Annotated in this window: 15 protein-coding genes; 10 read left to right on the top strand and 5 right to left on the bottom strand. The window is 66.7% G+C overall.

The annotated features are described in order from the left end of the window. The first annotated feature begins 1 nt into the window (after window position 1). The 5 genes from ACH107_RS05355 to ACH107_RS05375 are packed head-to-tail and all read left to right on the top strand — an operon-like array spanning window position 2 to window position 4,597. Complete coding sequence (locus ACH107_RS05355) at window positions 2-1,102, top strand: ABC transporter permease (RefSeq protein WP_310690846.1); 1,101 nt, start codon at window positions 2-4, stop codon at window positions 1,100-1,102. Then, entirely contained in the window at window positions 1,102-2,070 is a 969-nt protein-coding gene (locus tag ACH107_RS05360; protein WP_412504955.1) for an ABC transporter permease, read from the top strand. The genes ACH107_RS05355 and ACH107_RS05360 overlap by 1 nt, the downstream gene beginning before the upstream one ends. Then, window positions 2,054-2,857: a purine-nucleoside phosphorylase gene (locus ACH107_RS05365; protein WP_412504956.1), complete on the top strand. Its 804-nt coding sequence runs from the start codon at window positions 2,054-2,056 to the stop codon at window positions 2,855-2,857. Before ACH107_RS05360 ends, ACH107_RS05365 begins: the two co-directional genes overlap by 17 nt. 58 nt (window positions 2,858-2,915) lie before the next feature. Beyond that, complete coding sequence (locus ACH107_RS05370; protein ID WP_310690863.1) at window positions 2,916-3,842, top strand: sulfite exporter TauE/SafE family protein; 927 nt, start codon at window positions 2,916-2,918, stop codon at window positions 3,840-3,842. Further along, the gene (locus tag ACH107_RS05375) at window positions 3,842-4,597 is read left to right on the top strand and encodes a TIGR02186 family protein (RefSeq protein WP_310690849.1); all 756 of its coding nucleotides are present in this window, start codon (window positions 3,842-3,844) and stop codon (window positions 4,595-4,597) included. Before ACH107_RS05370 ends, ACH107_RS05375 begins: the two co-directional genes overlap by 1 nt. Window positions 4,598-4,611: 14 nt before the next feature. Here ACH107_RS05375 and ACH107_RS05380 read toward each other — a convergent pair whose 3' ends face one another. Then, complete coding sequence (locus ACH107_RS05380; RefSeq protein WP_412504957.1) at window positions 4,612-6,147, bottom strand: ATP-dependent DNA helicase; 1,536 nt, start codon at window positions 6,145-6,147, stop codon at window positions 4,612-4,614. A gap of 136 nt (window positions 6,148-6,283) precedes the next feature. Here ACH107_RS05380 and ACH107_RS05385 point away from each other — a divergent pair, with 136 nt between their 5' ends. The 3 genes from ACH107_RS05385 (at window position 6,284) to ACH107_RS05395 (ending at window position 8,006) form a co-directional block, all read left to right on the top strand. Beyond that, on the top strand, window positions 6,284-6,604 hold the full coding sequence (locus tag ACH107_RS05385) for a hypothetical protein (RefSeq protein WP_412504958.1): 321 nt from the start codon (window positions 6,284-6,286) through the stop codon (window positions 6,602-6,604). Window positions 6,605-6,638: 34 nt separating this feature from the next. Beyond that, window positions 6,639-7,190 carry an HdeD family acid-resistance protein gene (locus tag ACH107_RS05390; protein ID WP_310690852.1) on the top strand — a complete coding sequence of 184 codons (552 nt, stop codon included), beginning with the start codon at window positions 6,639-6,641 and terminating at the stop codon, window positions 7,188-7,190. Between the two features lie 378 nt (window positions 7,191-7,568). Beyond that, window positions 7,569-8,006 carry an MmcB family DNA repair protein gene (locus tag ACH107_RS05395; RefSeq protein ID WP_412504959.1) on the top strand — a complete coding sequence of 146 codons (438 nt, stop codon included), beginning with the start codon at window positions 7,569-7,571 and terminating at the stop codon, window positions 8,004-8,006. Here ACH107_RS05395 and trpS read toward each other — a convergent pair whose 3' ends face one another. Next, complete coding sequence (trpS, locus tag ACH107_RS05400) at window positions 8,007-9,026, bottom strand: tryptophan--tRNA ligase (protein ID WP_310690854.1); 1,020 nt, start codon at window positions 9,024-9,026, stop codon at window positions 8,007-8,009. It lies immediately after the preceding gene. A 96-nt stretch (window positions 9,027-9,122) separates the two neighbouring features. On the opposite strand from trpS, the gene ACH107_RS05405 reads away from it, so the two are divergent. Continuing rightward, window positions 9,123-9,800, top strand: coding sequence for a rhomboid family intramembrane serine protease (locus tag ACH107_RS05405; RefSeq protein ID WP_310690855.1), 678 nt, complete (start codon window positions 9,123-9,125; stop codon window positions 9,798-9,800). Here ACH107_RS05405 and murJ read toward each other — a convergent pair. The 3 genes from murJ to ACH107_RS05420 form a co-directional block, all read right to left on the bottom strand. Next, the gene (murJ, locus tag ACH107_RS05410; protein ID WP_412504960.1) at window positions 9,797-11,338 is read right to left on the bottom strand and encodes a murein biosynthesis integral membrane protein MurJ; all 1,542 of its coding nucleotides are present in this window, start codon (window positions 11,336-11,338) and stop codon (window positions 9,797-9,799) included. The two genes, ACH107_RS05405 and murJ, sit on opposite strands and share 4 nt — an antisense overlap. Window positions 11,339-11,478: 140 nt before the next feature. Then, window positions 11,479-14,340 carry a [protein-PII] uridylyltransferase gene (locus ACH107_RS05415; protein ID WP_405049832.1) on the bottom strand — a complete coding sequence of 954 codons (2,862 nt, stop codon included), beginning with the start codon at window positions 14,338-14,340 and terminating at the stop codon, window positions 11,479-11,481. After that, complete coding sequence (locus ACH107_RS05420; RefSeq protein ID WP_412504961.1) at window positions 14,249-15,454, bottom strand: penicillin-binding protein activator; 1,206 nt, start codon at window positions 15,452-15,454, stop codon at window positions 14,249-14,251. The genes ACH107_RS05415 and ACH107_RS05420 overlap by 92 nt, the downstream gene beginning before the upstream one ends. A gap of 95 nt (window positions 15,455-15,549) precedes the next feature. Here ACH107_RS05420 and rsmI point away from each other — a divergent pair. After that, the coding region (gene rsmI / locus ACH107_RS05425) for a 16S rRNA (cytidine(1402)-2'-O)-methyltransferase (protein ID WP_412504962.1) at window positions 15,550-15,941 on the top strand (392 nt) is incomplete at its 3' end.

A 15,941-nucleotide genomic window follows, 5' to 3' on the forward strand; every position in this document is an offset into this window, starting at 1 on the left:
TATGACCGAACTTCCCCGCTGGGCGGACGTTGTCCTGGTGCCGCTGATCAACATCGCCCTGGCATTTATCGTTGCTGGCCTCGTGGTTCTGGCGATCGGGCAGAACCCCTTCGACATGATCTATTTCATGGTCAAGGGCGCCCTGGGCTCGACCAGCGGCATCGGCTACACGCTGTATTACACGACCAATTTCATCTTTACCGGGCTGGCCTTCGCCGTGGCCATGAACGCCAAGCTGTTCAACATCGGGGCCGAAGGGCAGGCGGCGCTGGGCGGCCTTGGCGCCGCGCTGGTGTTGCTGGCGGTGGACTGGCCGCACTGGACGCTGGCCTTGCCCGTCGCGGTGATCGGCGCCGCGGCCTTCGGCGCGGGCTGGGCGGCGATCCCGGCCTACCTGCAGGCCAAGCGCGGCAGCCATATCGTAATCACGACGATCATGTTCAATTTCATCGGAGCCGCGATCATCGGTTTCCTTCTGAACGGCGCGCTCAAGAAGCCGGGCCAGCAGGTGCCGGAGTCGCGCAGCTTCAGCGACGGTGCGAGTCTGCCGACCTTCCACGAGATGCTCCAGCCCTTCGGTATCGCCTTCAACAAGTCCGCCCCGGCCAACATCAGTTTCCTTCTGGCCATCGCGGCGGCGGTGCTCGTCTGGTTGCTGATCTGGCGGTCGCGCATCGGCTACGAGATCCGCGCCTTCGGCAATTCCCCCGGCGCCACGCGCTACGCCGGGATTTCGTCGGTGCGGGTGACGATCATCGCCATGCTGATCTCGGGCGCGCTGGCGGGCATGATGGCGATCAACGCGGTGATGGGCCAGCAGGAACGGCTGATCAAGGACTTCGTCGAGGGCGCGGGCTTTCTCGGGATCGCCGTCTCCCTGATGGGGCGCAACCATCCCTTCGGCATCGTTCTGGCGGCGTTCCTGTTCGGGATTCTGAACCAGGGCGGGTTCGAACTGATGTGGGAAATGCCGCAGATCAGCCGCGAGATGGTGCTGGTGATCCAGGCGCTCATCATCATCTTCACCGGGGCGCTGGTGAACATGACCCGTGATCCGATCGAACGCATTTTCCTGCGCCTTTACGCGAAGAGGTCCGACTGATGGATTTCCTGCAATTCCTCCTGACGCTCGATTCCACTCTGCGGCTGTCCACGGTCCTGCTGCTGGCCTGCCTGGCGGGGCTGTTTTCCGAACGCTCGGGCATCGTCGACATCGGGCTGGAGGGCAAGATGCTGATCTCGGCCTTCGTGGCCGCCGCCATCGCCTACGAAACTGGCTCGGTCTGGGTGGGGCTGGCCGCGGGCATGGCCGCCTCTCTGGTCTTCGCCATGATCCACGGCGTGGCGTCGATCCTGTATCGCGGGGACCAGATCATTTCCGGCGTGGCGCTCAACTTCCTCGCCTCGGGCCTGACGGTGGTGGTGGGCGATGCGATCTACGGGCAGGGCGGGCAGACCCCGGTGCTGGCAGGCGGCGCCCGCTTCGGCGAGATCACGCTGCCCCTCGCCGACGCGCTGAGCGGCGTGCCGGTGCTGGGGCCGATCTATTCCGAGCTGATCTCGGGGCACAAGCCGCTGGTCTACGTCGCCTTCCTGGCCGTGCCGCTGGTCTGGTGGGTGCTGTTCCGCACCCGATTCGGGTTGCGCCTGCGCGCGGTGGGCGAGAACCCGTCGTCGGTGGACACCGCCGGGATCTCGGTGGTGGGCATGCGGTTCAAGGCGCTGCTGATCACCGGGTTGCTCTGCGGGATCGCCGGGGCCTACCTGTCTACGTCGCAGGCCGCGGGCTTTGGCAAGGAGATGACCGCGGGGCGCGGCTACATCGCGCTGGCCGCCCTGATCTTTGCCAAGTGGCGCCCCATCCACGCCATGGGGGCCTGTCTTCTGTTCGGCCTGCTCGAGGCTGTCGCGAACCTCTATCCCGACATTGACGTCTTCGGTCTGTTCACCATTCCCGTGCAATTCACGCAGACGCTGCCCTACATCCTGACCGTCATCATCCTGGGCGGTTTCATTGGCCGGGCGATGCCGCCGGCCTCGATCGCGCAGCCCTATGTCAGGGAACGCTGAGGCCCTTGCCGCGACCATCCGCGAGGTCGCGGGCGATGCCCCGGTGCGGCTGGGGCTGATCCTGGGCTCGGGGCTTGGGCACTTGTCCGGCGCGGTCGATGGCGTCTCGATCCCCTATGACGAGCTTGAGGGCTTTCCCGCGGCGGGCGTCTCGGGCCATGTCCCGCAGCTGGTGATCGGCCAGCTGGAAGGCCAGCGCGTTGCCGTCTTCGGCGGCCGCGCGCACTACTACGAGACCGGCCGCGGCGACATCATGCGCCTGCCGCTCGAGGTGCTCAAGGCCCTGGGCGCCGAGGCCATGATCGCCACCAATGCCGCCGGGTCGCTGGACCCGGACATGCCCACGGGCGAGATCATGTGCCTGTCCGACCACATCAATTTCTCGGGCCTCAACCCGCTGATCGGCGAGCCGAGCGAGGCGCGCTTCGTTCCCATGACGGCAGCCTATGATCCCGACCTGCGCGTCGCTTTGCAAAATGCCGCGAAGGCGGGGGGCGTCAGGCTGCACGACGGCGTCTATGCCTGGTATTCTGGTCCCTCCTTCGAGACCCCGGCCGAGATCCGTGCGATTCGCGGCATGGGCGCCGACGCGGTGGGCATGTCCACTGTGCCCGAGGTGATCCTCGGCCGCTTCCTGGGCCTGCGCTGCGCTGCCATCTCGACCATCACCAACATGGCTGCCGGGATGAGCGACGAGGCGATCAGCCATGCCCATACCAAGGCCATGGCGCCGCTGGGGGCGGCCAAGCTGGAAAAGGTGTTGCGGGGGCTTCTGCGGGCGCTGTAGGGCGCGGTTTTTCCGACCTTTGAGTTGCGCTCGCCCCCGTGGCATGGCTATTTGGGATATGTTGATCTACCTCCCGATAGCCGAGGTCTCGGTGAACGCCTTTCTCCTTTTGGGACTGGGCGGAATGGTGGGTGTCCTTTCGGGCATGTTCGGCGTGGGCGGCGGCTTTCTGATGACGCCGCTACTGTTCTTCATCGGCATCCCCCCGGCGGTGGCCGTGGCGACCGAGGCCAATCAGATCGTCGCCTCGTCCTTCTCCGGCGTGTTGGCGCACCTGCGGCGCAAGACCGTGGACCTGAAGATGGGCACCGTGCTCCTTGTGGGTGGTCTGGTGGGGGCTGCGCTGGGCGTGCTGCTGTTCAACTATCTCAAGGCGCAGGGCCAGGTCGATTTGCTGGTGCGGCTGTCCTATGTGGTCTTCCTGGGCGTGGTCGGCGGGCTGATGTTCCTCGAAAGCCTGCGCGCGCTGCTGCGCACCCGCAGTGCCGGGGGCGTCTCGCGGGGCGAACGGCGGCGCCACACCTGGATCCACAACCTGCCCTTCAAGATGAAGTTCCGGGTCTCGGGGCTTTATATCTCGGTGATCCCGCCGCTGATCGTGGGGGTCTTCGTGGGCGTCCTGGCGGCCATCATGGGGGTGGGGGGCGGCTTTATCATGGTGCCCGCGATGATCTACCTGTTGGGGATGCCGACCAAGGTGGTTGTCGGAACCTCGCTGTTCCAGATCATCTTCGTGACCGCCTTCACCACCCTGCTGCATGCCACCACGAATTTCACGGTGGATATCGTGCTGGCGGTGCTGCTGCTGGTCGGCGGGGTGATCGGTGCGCAGATCGGCACCCGGATCGGTACGCGCATGAAGGCCGAGCAATTGCGCATCCTGCTGGCGGCCATGGTTCTTGTGGTCTGCGGCAAGCTCGCGCTCGATCTGCTGCTGACTCCCTCGGAAATCTATTCGCTCGGCTCGTCGGGGGGAGGGCACTGATGCTGCGCTGGCTGGTCCTGTTCGTGGTTCTGGCCGCGCCGCTGCGGGCGGAAGAGGTGGTGCTGGGGCTGTCGCGTGACGAGGTGGCGATCACCGCCACCTTCGACGGGTCCGAAATCCTTGTCTTCGGCGCCATCAAGCGCGAGGCGCCGATTCCCGACCAGACCGAACTGGAGGTCATCATGACCCTGGCCGGCCCTTCGGAACGCGTCACTGTGCGCCGCAAGGACCGGGTCGCGGGCATCTGGGCCAATGTCGATGCCGTCGAGGTGGACGCGGCCCCGTCCTTCTACGCGGTGCTCAGTTCCGCGCCGCTGGATGCGGCCCTGCGCGAGGTGGAGGACCTGCGCTACGATATCAGCATGCCGCGCGCCATCCGGTCCGTCGGTGCCCCAATGACGGTAGCGGATGCCACGGCCTTCACCGACGCGCTCATTCGCATCCGCGAACGTGCGGGTCTTTACCAGGTGCTGGAGGCCGCCGTGGATCTGGAGGAGGACACACTCTTTCGCGGGCAGGTCACGCTGCCCGCGAACCTGACCGAAGGTCCCTACCGGACACGTATCTTCCTGACCCGCGACGGCACGGTCGTGGATGTCTACGAGAGCACCATCGCGGTCAACAAGGTGGGGTTGGAACGCTGGCTCTACGAGATGTCGCGCAACCAACCGCTACTTTACGGGTTGATGTCACTGGCCATCGCCATCGCCGCGGGCTGGAGCGCCTCGACAGCCTTCCGGATGTTGCAGCGGTAGGACCGACACCGCGGTCACGGCGTCTCGGCGTCCAGTTCAAACGGCGTTGCTGGGGCCTCCAGATCGTTGGTGGTCAGGGGCGCGTCGGGACGGGCCAGCCGATTGCGCACCACCCAGTGCAGGCGCTCCTCGGCGCGGGTGATGGCGACATAGGCAAGCCGTTTCCACAGCGGCTGGCCGGCCTCGACGCGGCCCATGCGGCTGGCCACCTCGATGTCGGGGGCAAAAACCTGCACGGCGGGCCACTGCGATCCTTGCGCCTTGTGGATGGTCACCGCCGCCCCGTGCAGGAAGGTGGCCCCCATGCGGGCGGCGAAGGGGATGAAGGGTTCCTCATCGGCGACCTGGCTTTCGATCTTGACGATCGAGGCGGCGCTGACCTGCGGGTCCTCGGCGCCGATGACGTGCAGGCGGCTGAACCCCGGCTTGCGCCCCGGCCCCTTGTAGATCACCTGCGCGCCCTTGATCAGGCCGCGCGCCTCCAGGTCGAGCCGTTTCTTGCGATGTTTCAGCGGCAGTTCGATGCCGTCGCAGATCAGCGGTTCGCCGGGCAGCAGCGAATCCTCGGGGGCGCCATGAGCGGCACGAAAGGCGTGGATCAGCCGGATGCGCGTCGCGTTGCGCCAGACCAGCACCGGAGAGCGGGCCATCAGGTCGGATTCGACCCGCTGGGCCAGAACCACGCGGTCGTCGCGCGCCGCGATTTCCTCGACCATGCGCTCGAAGCCGTAGAAATCCAGCATCGGGTCGGCCAGCGCGTGGGCCAGGTCCAGGATCGGGTTGTCCGCCGTCTGTCTGTGGATGCGGTGAAGCGCGCGCTTGCCCTTGTCCGGCAGCCCGTCGAAGACCATGCCCCCGCCTTCTGATTTCACGGGGGGCAGCTGGGCCGGATCCCCGAAGAGGATCAGGGTGGGAAAGATCTCTTGCAGGTCCTCCAGTTGCCGGGCGTCCAGCATCGAGCTTTCGTCGACGAAGCCGATATCGAGCGGGTCGTCGCGCCGCTTCCAGCCGGTGATGAAATCCGAGCCGCGCAGCCCGGCGGCAGCCAGTGCGGCGGGCACGGAGTTGTGCCCCTGGTAGGACTCCCAGGCGCGATCCAGCGCCGTGTCCGACAGCCCCTCGATCTCGGGGCGATCGCCCTCGCCGGCCAGCCAGGCGGCGACCTTTTCGTATTCCGGGTCATAGACCGGGGTATAGAGGATACGGTGAATCGTGGTGGCGGGCACGCCGCGATTGCGCAGCACGCTGGCGGCCTTGTTGGTGGGGGCCAGAATGGCCAGCGTGCGCTGATCCTTGCGCCGGCGGCCTTCCCAGTCGCCCGAAACCACGCGCACCCCGGCCTGCTTCAGGTTGCTGTAGAGGCTGGCCAGCAGCATGGTCTTGCCGCTGCCCGCCTTGCCCAGAACCGCCAGCATGCGCCCCGCGTCGCCCTCACGCGGCGGGGTCGTCTTGCCCGCCGTGAGGTCCACGCCTGCCGTGCGCAGCGCGCCGGAGATCGCATCCCAGGCCTCGGCCTGGTCGTCCGAAAATGTAAGGGCATCGCGCGACATGGCGCGACACTAGGCAGGCGGCCGGGGAATGCCAAGCCGTTGGCCGCGGGGCCACGGCAAATCGCCGCCGCCGCCAGCAGCGGCACTGGACAGGTGTCCGCGTGATGTTACGTTGTTTCACGAAAGGAGGTCTGTCATGCAAAAGCACAAGACGCCCGACCTGATCAAACTCTACATCAAAAGTTGCGCCATCGGCTTTGGTGCCTCGGCCGTGTTCGTCAGCCTGTTGCTGGCCTTCGATGTTGTGGGCCTTCGCGGGCTTGTCACAGGGTCCTCGATGGGCATCGTCGCGGTGCTGATGATGTGGATCTTCAACGGCATCGTCTTTGCCGGGGTCCAGTTCGGGATCTCGATCATGTCGATGGCCGATGATGACGACGACGACCAGGGCGGTCGGCCCCTGCCGGTCCGTCTGGCCGAGCCGATCCCGGTCCGCAGCACGGACCAGCGCGGTTGAACCCTGCCCATCCCCATGACGCCACGGGGGCACCATGTCCGACCCGATGAACCGGATGCCGAATGACCTGCTTGAACAGCTGCGCGAGAACCGCGGGCGCGTGTTCTGGCTGGGGATTGTCCTTTGCGTCATCGGCGCGCTGATGGTCGTCTTCCCGGTCATCGGCTCCATCGTCACGAAGGTGATGATCGGTTGGGCGATCCTCGTGGCCGGGGCAGTGACGCTCTGGCAAGCCTTCCAGGCGCGCAGCTGGAACGCCGCACTCTGGGCCGGGCTTGTGGCAGTGCTGCACCTGGCGCTGGGGGTCTACCTGGCTTTCTTTCCGATGACGGGCCTCGTTGGGCTGACAGTGCTGCTGGCCGTGCTTTTCTCGATCCAAGGGGTCATTGAGCTGCGCATGGGGCTGACCCACCGCGCGGCGCGCGGCTGGGTCTGGATGGTGCTGTCCGGAGTGGCCTCGCTCGTGTTGGCCCTGCTGTTGGTCATCGGCCTGCCCGGCACTGCCATGTGGGCCCTGGGCCTGCTTGTGGGGCTGAATTTCCTGACCAGCGGAATCGGGTTCGCGGCGCTGTCGCGCTCTGTCTGATCCGAGTCGCGATGGGTGAAGGTGGCGGGCACCGCAACGACCGTATGGGTGTGCGATTCCCGAGGACCTGTGTGAACAGGTGGGCGCCAGGTAATCAGACCACGGCCTGAACAGAGCCAGCTCCCTCGGATTTGAGTAAGGTCACTGGAACGAACCCGTATAACGCGAAGCGCAGTAACCCGCCGCTACATCAGATAGGGCGCGCTGGTCCGGCCGACAAGGGGCGAGCCCGCGTCGGCGCGTCAAAGTGCGGCACCGGGGTCGCGGACAGGATGTTTGGAGTCCCGCATTTCGGACAGGCGGGGGCCGATCGGGCTTGCATCGTGTTCATGGATTGTTCATCTTCGCCCCATGCCCGAGGAGCGACCTGTCAGTGTCATGATGCCCGGCCAGTTGCTGGCCCGCGGGGTGTGCCGCCATTTGCGACAGGCGCAGGGTTTTGCCTGCCTGGAGGAACTGGTGCCCACGCGGGGCCTGCGCGTCGATGTGATGGCGCTGGGCGCGGCGGGCGAGGTCTGGGTGGTCGAATGCAAATCCTCGCGCGCGGACTTCCTGTCGGACAGGAAGTGGACCGGCTATCTGGATTGGTGCGACCGGTTCTTCTGGGCGGTCGATGCCGATTTCCCGATCGATATCTTGCCCGACGAGACCGGCCTGATCGTGGCCGATGCCTACGATGCCGAGATCGTTCGCATGGGACCCGAGGCGCCGCTGGCCGGGGCCCGCCGCAAGGTCGTGACCCGGACATTCGCGCGCCACGCCGCGCTGCGCTTGCAGGGCCTGCGCGATCCGGGTGGGCAGGATCGGCCGGGGTAGTCAGGACCTGAGGAACCCGACGATTTCGCAGGTGCGGTCGAGGATCGGCGCGGCGATGGCGCGGGCCTTCTCGGCGCCTTCGGCCAGGGTGCGGTCGATCTCGGCAGGGTCATCGAGCAGGCGCTTCATCTCGTCCGACACGGGCGCCAGTTTCGAGACCGCAAGCTCGGCGAGCGCTGGCTTGAACAGGCCCCAGCCCGCACCCGCATACTCCGCGATGACCGCCTCGGCGGTTTGGTCCGTCAGGCCCGCGTAGATGTCGACAAGGTTCTTGGCCTCGGGCCGGCCGACAAGACCCTCCACGGTTTCGGGCAGCGGTTGGGGGTCGGTCTTGGCCTTCTTGAACTTCTTCGCGAGCGTGTTCGCGTCATCGAGCATGTTGATCCGCTCCATGTCGCTGTCACCCGATTTGGACATTTTCTTTGATCCGTCGCGCAGGTTCATGACGCGGGTGCCCGGCCCCTCGATCACCGGCTGTGTGAGGGGGAAGAAGTCCACCGCGTAGTCGTGGTTGAACTTGGCGGCGATGTCGCGGGTCAGTTCCACGTGCTGTTTCTGATCCTCGCCCACGGGCACATGGGTGCCATGGTACAGCAGGATATCGGCGGCCATGAGCGACGGGTAGGCATAGAGCCCGAGCGAGGCCTTTTCCGAATTGGCGCCCGCCTTGTCCTTGAACTGGGTCATGCGGTTCATCCAGCCGACACGGGCCACGCAGTTGAAAACCCAGGCCAGTTCGGCGTGCTGGTGCACCCGGGACTGGTTGAACAGGATCGAGCGGGCCGGATCAATCCCCGCGGCCAGAAGTCCCGCGGCGATCTCGCGCGTGCCCTGGCGCAGCGCGGCGGGGTCCTGCCAGACGGTCACCGCGTGCATGTCCACGGCGCAATAGATGTTCTCGCTCGCCTCGTCCTGCATGGCGACCCAGCGCTTGATCGCGCCGAGGTAGTTGCCAAGGGTCAGCCCGCCCGAGGGCTTGATCCCGGAAAAGACGCGCGGGGTGAACTGGACATCTGTCATGGTTGGGTCGCCATATGCGTTGCGGGGGGCTGGAAATGCGGGTCGCACTCGCTTACCCATGCGGGCAAGTCCCGTCAACCGAAGGACAGCCGAGCAGTGGACAACCAGAGCCCTTTCAACGCCATCCCCCCGGTGCCCCTGGCGCTGGTGCTGATCATCGCCGGTGTCGAGCTTGTCCTTTCGTCCGGCGCGGCCGGTTTTGTCGGCGGCCCCGCGGCCATCGGCTGGCGTGCAGGCGCGATGCAGGACTATGCCTTCGCCCCGGCGGTGCTGGATCAGGTGATGGTCCAGGGCAACCTGTCGCTCGACATGTTGATGCGGCCGGTCAGCTACATCTTCCTGCACAGTTCCTTCACGCATACGCTCTGGGCCTGTGTGCTGCTGCTGGCGCTGGGCAAGTTCGTCGGTGACGCCTATCGCCCGGTGCCCTTCGCGCTTCTGTTTTTCGGGTCGGCCATTGTCGGCGCGCTGATCTACGGGCTGGCCAGCCCGCGCAACATGGGATTGATCGGGGCTTACCCGGGCATCTACGGGCTTATCGGGGCCTATACCTACATGATGTGGCTGACCCTGGGGCGGCTGGGCGAGAACCAGTATCGCGCCTTCACGCTGATCGGTATCCTCATGGGGCTGATGCTGATCTGGTCCATGCTGTTCGGGCCGACGCCCTGGTGGATCGCAGAGCTTTCGGGCTTTGTCACCGGGCTGCTGCTGGCGCCCATGGTCGCCCCCGGCGGCTGGCGGCGGTTTCTTGAACGGGTGCGCCAGCGTTAGCCGCGCCGCATCGCCGCCTTGAACTCACCCAGTCGGAAGGCCTCCAACAGCTGGCCGATCCCGAAATAGCCCGCGATGCCGGTCCCGATGATCAGGGCGAGGGCCGCATAGCGCAGCATCGGCACGCCCAACCAGGGCCCGACCATCAGGACCGCGCCCCAAAGCAGCCCCCCCATCAGAAGCGCGGCCAGCACGATGCGCCACAGCCGCCGCTTGAACCGCGCGTCCAGACCCGCGGCATCTCCCATGCCCCGGCTGCCGCGCCACAGCAGCCAGACCATGGCCCAGCCCGCCAGCGTGGTTCCGAAGGCGGCGGCGATATAGCCGATGACAGGGGCCAGCCCGATGGCGACCACGGCATTCACCACCATCGAGACGAGGGCGTAGTTGAAGGGCCGCCGCGTATCCTCGCGCGCGAAGTACAGCGGTTGCAGGGTCTTCTGCATAACGAAGGCGGGCAGGCCCAGCCCGTAGACTGCGACCGCCAGCGCCGTGGCGGCGGTGTCATCCGAGGCGAAGGCGCCGCGTTCGAACAGCACACTGACCAGTGGCACCGGGATCACCACGAGCGCGACGGCCGCCGGGACGGTGAGCGCCAGCGAAAACTCGGCCGCGCGGTTGAAGGCATGGGCGCCGCCCTCGGTGTCGCCCGCGCGCAACCGGCGCGAAAGGTCGGGCAGCAGCACGACGCCCACGGCGATGCCGACCACGCCCAGCGGCAGTTGATAGAGACGGTCCGCGTAGGACAGCCAGGCGATCGCGCCCTCGAAGAAGCTTGCCACCTGCCGCCCGATCAGCAGGTTCACCTGCACCACCCCACCGGCCAGCGCGGCCGGGGCGGCAATCACGGCAAGGCGCTTGAGTTCCGGGGTCAGGCGCGGGCGGCGCGGCGTCAGGTGGTATCCGGCGCGTTTCGCCGCCCCCCAGACCAGCGCAAGTTGCGCCATCCCGGCCAGCGGAACGGTCCAGACCAGGGCATCGCCCACGTTCCAGCCCACTTGCACCGCCAAGGTCATCGCCCCGATGAACAGCATGTTGAGCAGGACCGGGGCGGCGGCGGCGGCCACGAAGCGGCCCACTGCGTTGAGCACGCCCGACAAAAGTGCGGCCAGTGAGATGAACAGGATGTAGGGAAAGGCGATCCGGCCATAGAGCACGGCCAGGTCGAAGCGCGCGTCCCCGATGAAACCGCCCGCCATGGCGACGACCAGCCAGGGCATCGCCAGGATGGCCAGCGCGCTGAAGACGATCAGGAGCGTGGCCAGCCCCGCGAAGGCATCCCGGGCAAAGCCCAGGGCGTCGTCGCCGCCCTCGACCTTCTTGGAGAAAATGGGCACGAAGGCCATGTTGAAGGCGCCCTCGGCGAAGAAGCGGCGGAACATGTTGGGCAGGGCAAAGGCGATCAGGAAGGCCTCGGCCACCGGACCCGTCCCCAGGAAGGCCGCGATCAGGATGTCGCGCACGAATCCCAGGATGCGGCTCAGCAGGGTCCAGACGCCGACGGTCAGAAAGCCGGATACAAGGCGGATGGGTTTCAACGGAGACAGTCCTTCGGCGGCGGTGGCTGGTCTTGCCTTCCCACGCTCTCGTGGGCCGGCGCAAGCGCGGCGGGTGTCTTTTTCCCCCCACCGTTGCCGCGCTGCGGCCGACACATGAGGCGCGCGACCCGGTGGCCCCCTCAGGAGCGCGCGCGTTCCGACCCCTTGGCGATCGCCTCGCGCAGTTTCTTTTCCAGCGCGCGGCGCTTGGTTTCGGAGTGGAACTTCAGCCCGAACATGTCCTTGACGTAGAAGGCATCCACGACCTGCTCGCCGTAGGTGGCGATGACCGCGCTGGAAATATAGACGTTCTGCGCGGCCAGCGTGCGCGTCAGATCGTACAGCAGGCCGGGTCGGTCGCGGGTGTCCACCTCGATGATCGTGTAGATCTCGGACCCTTCGTTGTCGAAGGTGATCGAGGTGGGCACGCGAAAGGCCTTTTCGCGCTTTTTCATCTTGTCGCGGTCGGCCAGCGCCTCGCTGGGGACGACCTCGCCCTTGAGTGTGCGCTCGATCATGGAGCGCAGGCGCGGCAGGCGGTCCTCGTCGTAGGGGTGGCCCTCGGCGTCCTGGATCCAGAAGGCAGCGGTGGCGAAACCATCCTTGGTGGTGAAGGTGCGCGCGTCCACCACGTTGGCTCCGACAAGCGAAAGCGCCCCGCACATGCGGCTGAAGATGCCAGGGTGATCGGCCATGGCAAAGCAGGCGCGGGTGGCGTCGCGGTCGGCGTCCGGGGTGAGGCGGATGCGGATCTGGTCGGTCTCGATGTCGTGCAGAAGCTCGGCGAAATCGCTATGCGCGGTGACATGCAGCCCCTGCCAGTAGGGCGGGTAATGCCGGGCCAGTTCGCGCCGGATCGCCTTGTCCGACCAGCCCGTGAGCGCCGCGCGCAGGTTCTTGCGCGCCTCCGAGCCGCGTTCCTCGCGGTTGAGCGCCTCCATGCCGTCCTGCAGCGCCGTCCGGGTCTGGCGGTAGAGCGCGCGCAGCAGCGCCGCCTTCCAGTTGTTCCAGGTGCCCGGGCCGACGCCGCGAATGTCGCAGACCGTCAGCACACAGAGCAGGTCAAGCCGCTCCTGGGTTTTCACCGCCTTGGCGAAATCGCGCACCGTGCGCGGATCGGCGATGTCGCGTTTCTGGGCCATGTCGGACATCAGCAGGTGATACCGCACCAGCCATTCCACCGTGGCGCTTTCCCTTTTGGACAGCCCCAGCCGCGGGGCCACCCGGCGGGCGATCCGGGCACCAAGAACCGAATGATCCTCGTCGCGGCCCTTTCCGATGTCGTGCAGCAAAAGCGCCACGTAAAGCACCCGCCGGTTGATGCCGCCCCGGATGATGTCGGTGGAGACGGGCAGTTCCTCGTCCAGCTCTTCGCGCTCGATCCGGGCCAGATGGCTGATGCACTGGATGGTGTGTTCGTCCACCGTGTAGGCGTGATACATGTTGAACTGCATCATGGCGACGATGGGTTCGAACTCGGGTATGAAACTGCCCAGAAGGCCGATTTCGTTCATCCGGCGCAGGGCGCGTTCGGGGTTGCCCTGCTTGAGCATCAGATCGAGGAAGATGCGCTTGGCCTCGGGGGCCGCGCGCATGTCTTCGTCGATGCAGTCCAGGTTGGCCTTGATCAGGCGCAGGGCATCCGGGTGCAGCAAGGTGCCGGTGCGCAGCGCCTCCTCGAAGATGCGCAGCAGGTTCAGCTTGTCGGCAAGAAAGGCCTCGGGGTCGGCCACGGTCAGCCGGTTCTGCTTGATCGCGTAGGGCGGCCTGGCCCGGCGGCGACGCTTGAGCAGGCGTTGCAGCATGGGCTCGGTCTTGAGGTGCGCGGCCTCCTGCGCGGTCAGGAAGATGCGCGTCAACTCGCCCACCTCGGTGGCCTGGCGGAAGTAATCCTGCATGAAAACCTCGACCGCGCGGCGGGCCCGCGTGTCGCGATACCCCATGGCCGCGGCGACCTCGACCTGCATGTCGAAGGTCAACTGGTCCGTGGCCCGCCCGGACAGCAGGTGGATGTGACAGCGTACGGCCCAGAGAAACGCGTGCGCAGCGCGGAAACTGTCGTATTCCTCCTGGGTGAAGACCCCGTGGCGGACCAGTTCCCAGGCGTCGTGGACGCCGTGGATATACTTGCCGATCCAGTAGAGCGATTGAAGGTCGCGTAGGCCCCCCTTGCCCTCTTTCACGTTGGGCTCGACCATGTAGCGCTGGCCGCCCTGCTTGCGGTGGCGGGCGTCGCGTTCCTCCAGCTTGGCCTCGATGAACTCGGGGACGGTGTCGGCGAAAAGCTCGTTCTGCAGCTTTTCGGACAGTAGGTCGGACAATTCGGCATCGCCGGCGATGTAGCGGCGCTCGACAAGCGAGGTCCGAATGGTGAAGTCTTCTCGTGCCAGGCGCAGGCAGTCCTTGACCGTTCGGCTGGCGTGGCCGACCTTCATCTTCAGGTCCCAAAGAACGTAGAGCATGGACTCGATGACCGTCTCGGCCCAGGGCGTGAGCTTGTAGGGGGCCAGAAACAGCAGGTCGACATCCGAATAGGGGGCCATTTCTCCACGCCCGTACCCGCCCACCGCGACCAGGCATAGCCGTTCCTGGGCGGTCGGCGCGGGGGCGGGGTGCAGCACCTCGCAGGCGAGATCGAAGGTGGCCCCGACCAGTTGATCCGTCAGCCAGGCATAGGCGCGAGTGGTGGGGCTGGCGGCAAAGGGATTGGCCCGGAACGCCGCGGCGATCGCCGCGCGCCCCTGGGCCTGGGCGTCGCGCAGAACAGCTACGGCCGCCTTTCGGCGTTCCATGGCATCGCTGCCGGCCGCCTCCACTGCCGCGCGCAGCCGCTGGCGCAGGACCGCTGGATCGACGATCTCGGCGGCCGGTCGGACCAGGGTGTCGGACAGCGCGGCGGGCGCTGCGGCGTCAGGAGCCGCCGATGCCGAAACGGTTTGGAGCTGGGTCAACGACCACCACCTGATTGTCCTGGATGCGGGCCACGGCCAGGGCGCGCTCATTCGTGCCGTTGGGGTTCAGCCGGAAGATGCCAGTGGCCCCGACAAACCCCGAGCGCCGCGTCAAGCTGCTCGCGGTCAGCGCCTCGGGGTCACCACTGGCCACCAGCGATCCGATGGCGGCGATCCCGTCATGCGCCAGCGCGCCCAGCCGGTGCGGCCGAGAACCGTAGGCGTCTGCATAGCGTTGCTCGAATTGCGCAGCGAGGCTGGCATCGGGCCGCGCGAAATAGCCGTTCTGGAGCGGTGGCAGCGTCGCGGCCTGGCCGGTCACGCCCCAGTCGGTCAGCCCGATGAAGGGTGTCTCGGCGGGGTCTATTCCCCGATCCACCATCGAGGTTGCCATGAGCGACAGCCCGCCCTGGACCGTATCGGTCACGAAGACCGCCCCGGCGCCGGAGCCCCGCACGGCGTTCGCGATTTCCGGGGCCGCCTCGAAGATGCCGGACTGCGAGAAGGTATAGGACTGGACCGTGCTCACCGTGCCGCCGCTGGCCCGCACCGAGCTGGCGATGGCATCGCGCCCGGTCTGCCCGGCGATGTCGTCCTGGTGGACAACGGCGTAGTCACTTATACCGTCGCGCATGGTGTGGCTTACCAGCCGTTGGGCGGTATTGGCAAAGGTGCGGCCCAGGATAAAGGTGTTGGACCCGGTGGTCTCGGTAACCACCGGGTTGTTGGAAAAGGCCAGCACGTTCACGTTGGCCCCGGCCACGGCGTTGCCTGCGGAAATCGCGCTCTGGGCATCCAGCGGGCCAAGGATGATGCTGGCCCCGTCACGCACGGCGCGATTGGCCATGGCCGCCGCCGTTTCCGGGTCGCGGTTGGTGGTGTAGACGTTCAGGTCGACCCGTGCGCCATCCAGTTCCGAGATCGCCATGCGGGCGGAACTCTCGAGGCTGGACGAGATGCGCGCCATCTCGCTGCTGTCGCCGCCGGGCACCAGCATGGCCACCTGCACCGTCGCGCCGGGGTCGATCCTCTGGCCGCCGCCAGGTCCCGAGGCCGGCATGGTCGGCACGTCACAGGCGGCCAGCCAGGCCAAGGATACCAGGGCGGTCAGCCGCGCGGCCAGGCGGCGTGGAAAGAGGGGCGCGGGCGTGCTAGGGGCAGCCATGGACAGATACTCCTTTGCATTCGGCGACGCGCGGGCGGTCGCGGAGCGGCAACTTCAGACTTGCATCATACGGACCACGCCGAAAGTTTCGAGTCATGAATCACCGTGAAATTGCCCTGGACGCCGGTCTGTACCTCGTCTCCACACCCATCGGGAACGCGCGCGACATCACGCTTCGGGCGCTCGATGTGCTGGCCTGCGCCGGGTTGATCGCGGCCGAGGACACGCGCACCGCGCGAAAACTCATGGAAATCCATGGGCTTGAAACGCGCAGCCGGACCATGCTGGCCTATCACGACCACTCCGGGGTCGGGGCGCGGGACAAGGTTGTCGCGGCGATCGCGGCCGGGCAGGCTGTCGCCTATGTCTCGGAGGCGGGCACGCCGCTTCTTGCCGATCCGGGGTTCCAGCTGGCTCGCGCGGTGCGTGCGGCCGGGCATCCCGTGCTGGCGGTGCCGGGGGCCTCGGCGCTGCTGGCCGCGGTGGC

This window comes from Roseovarius halophilus (ex Wu et al. 2025) (assembly GCF_047086965.1).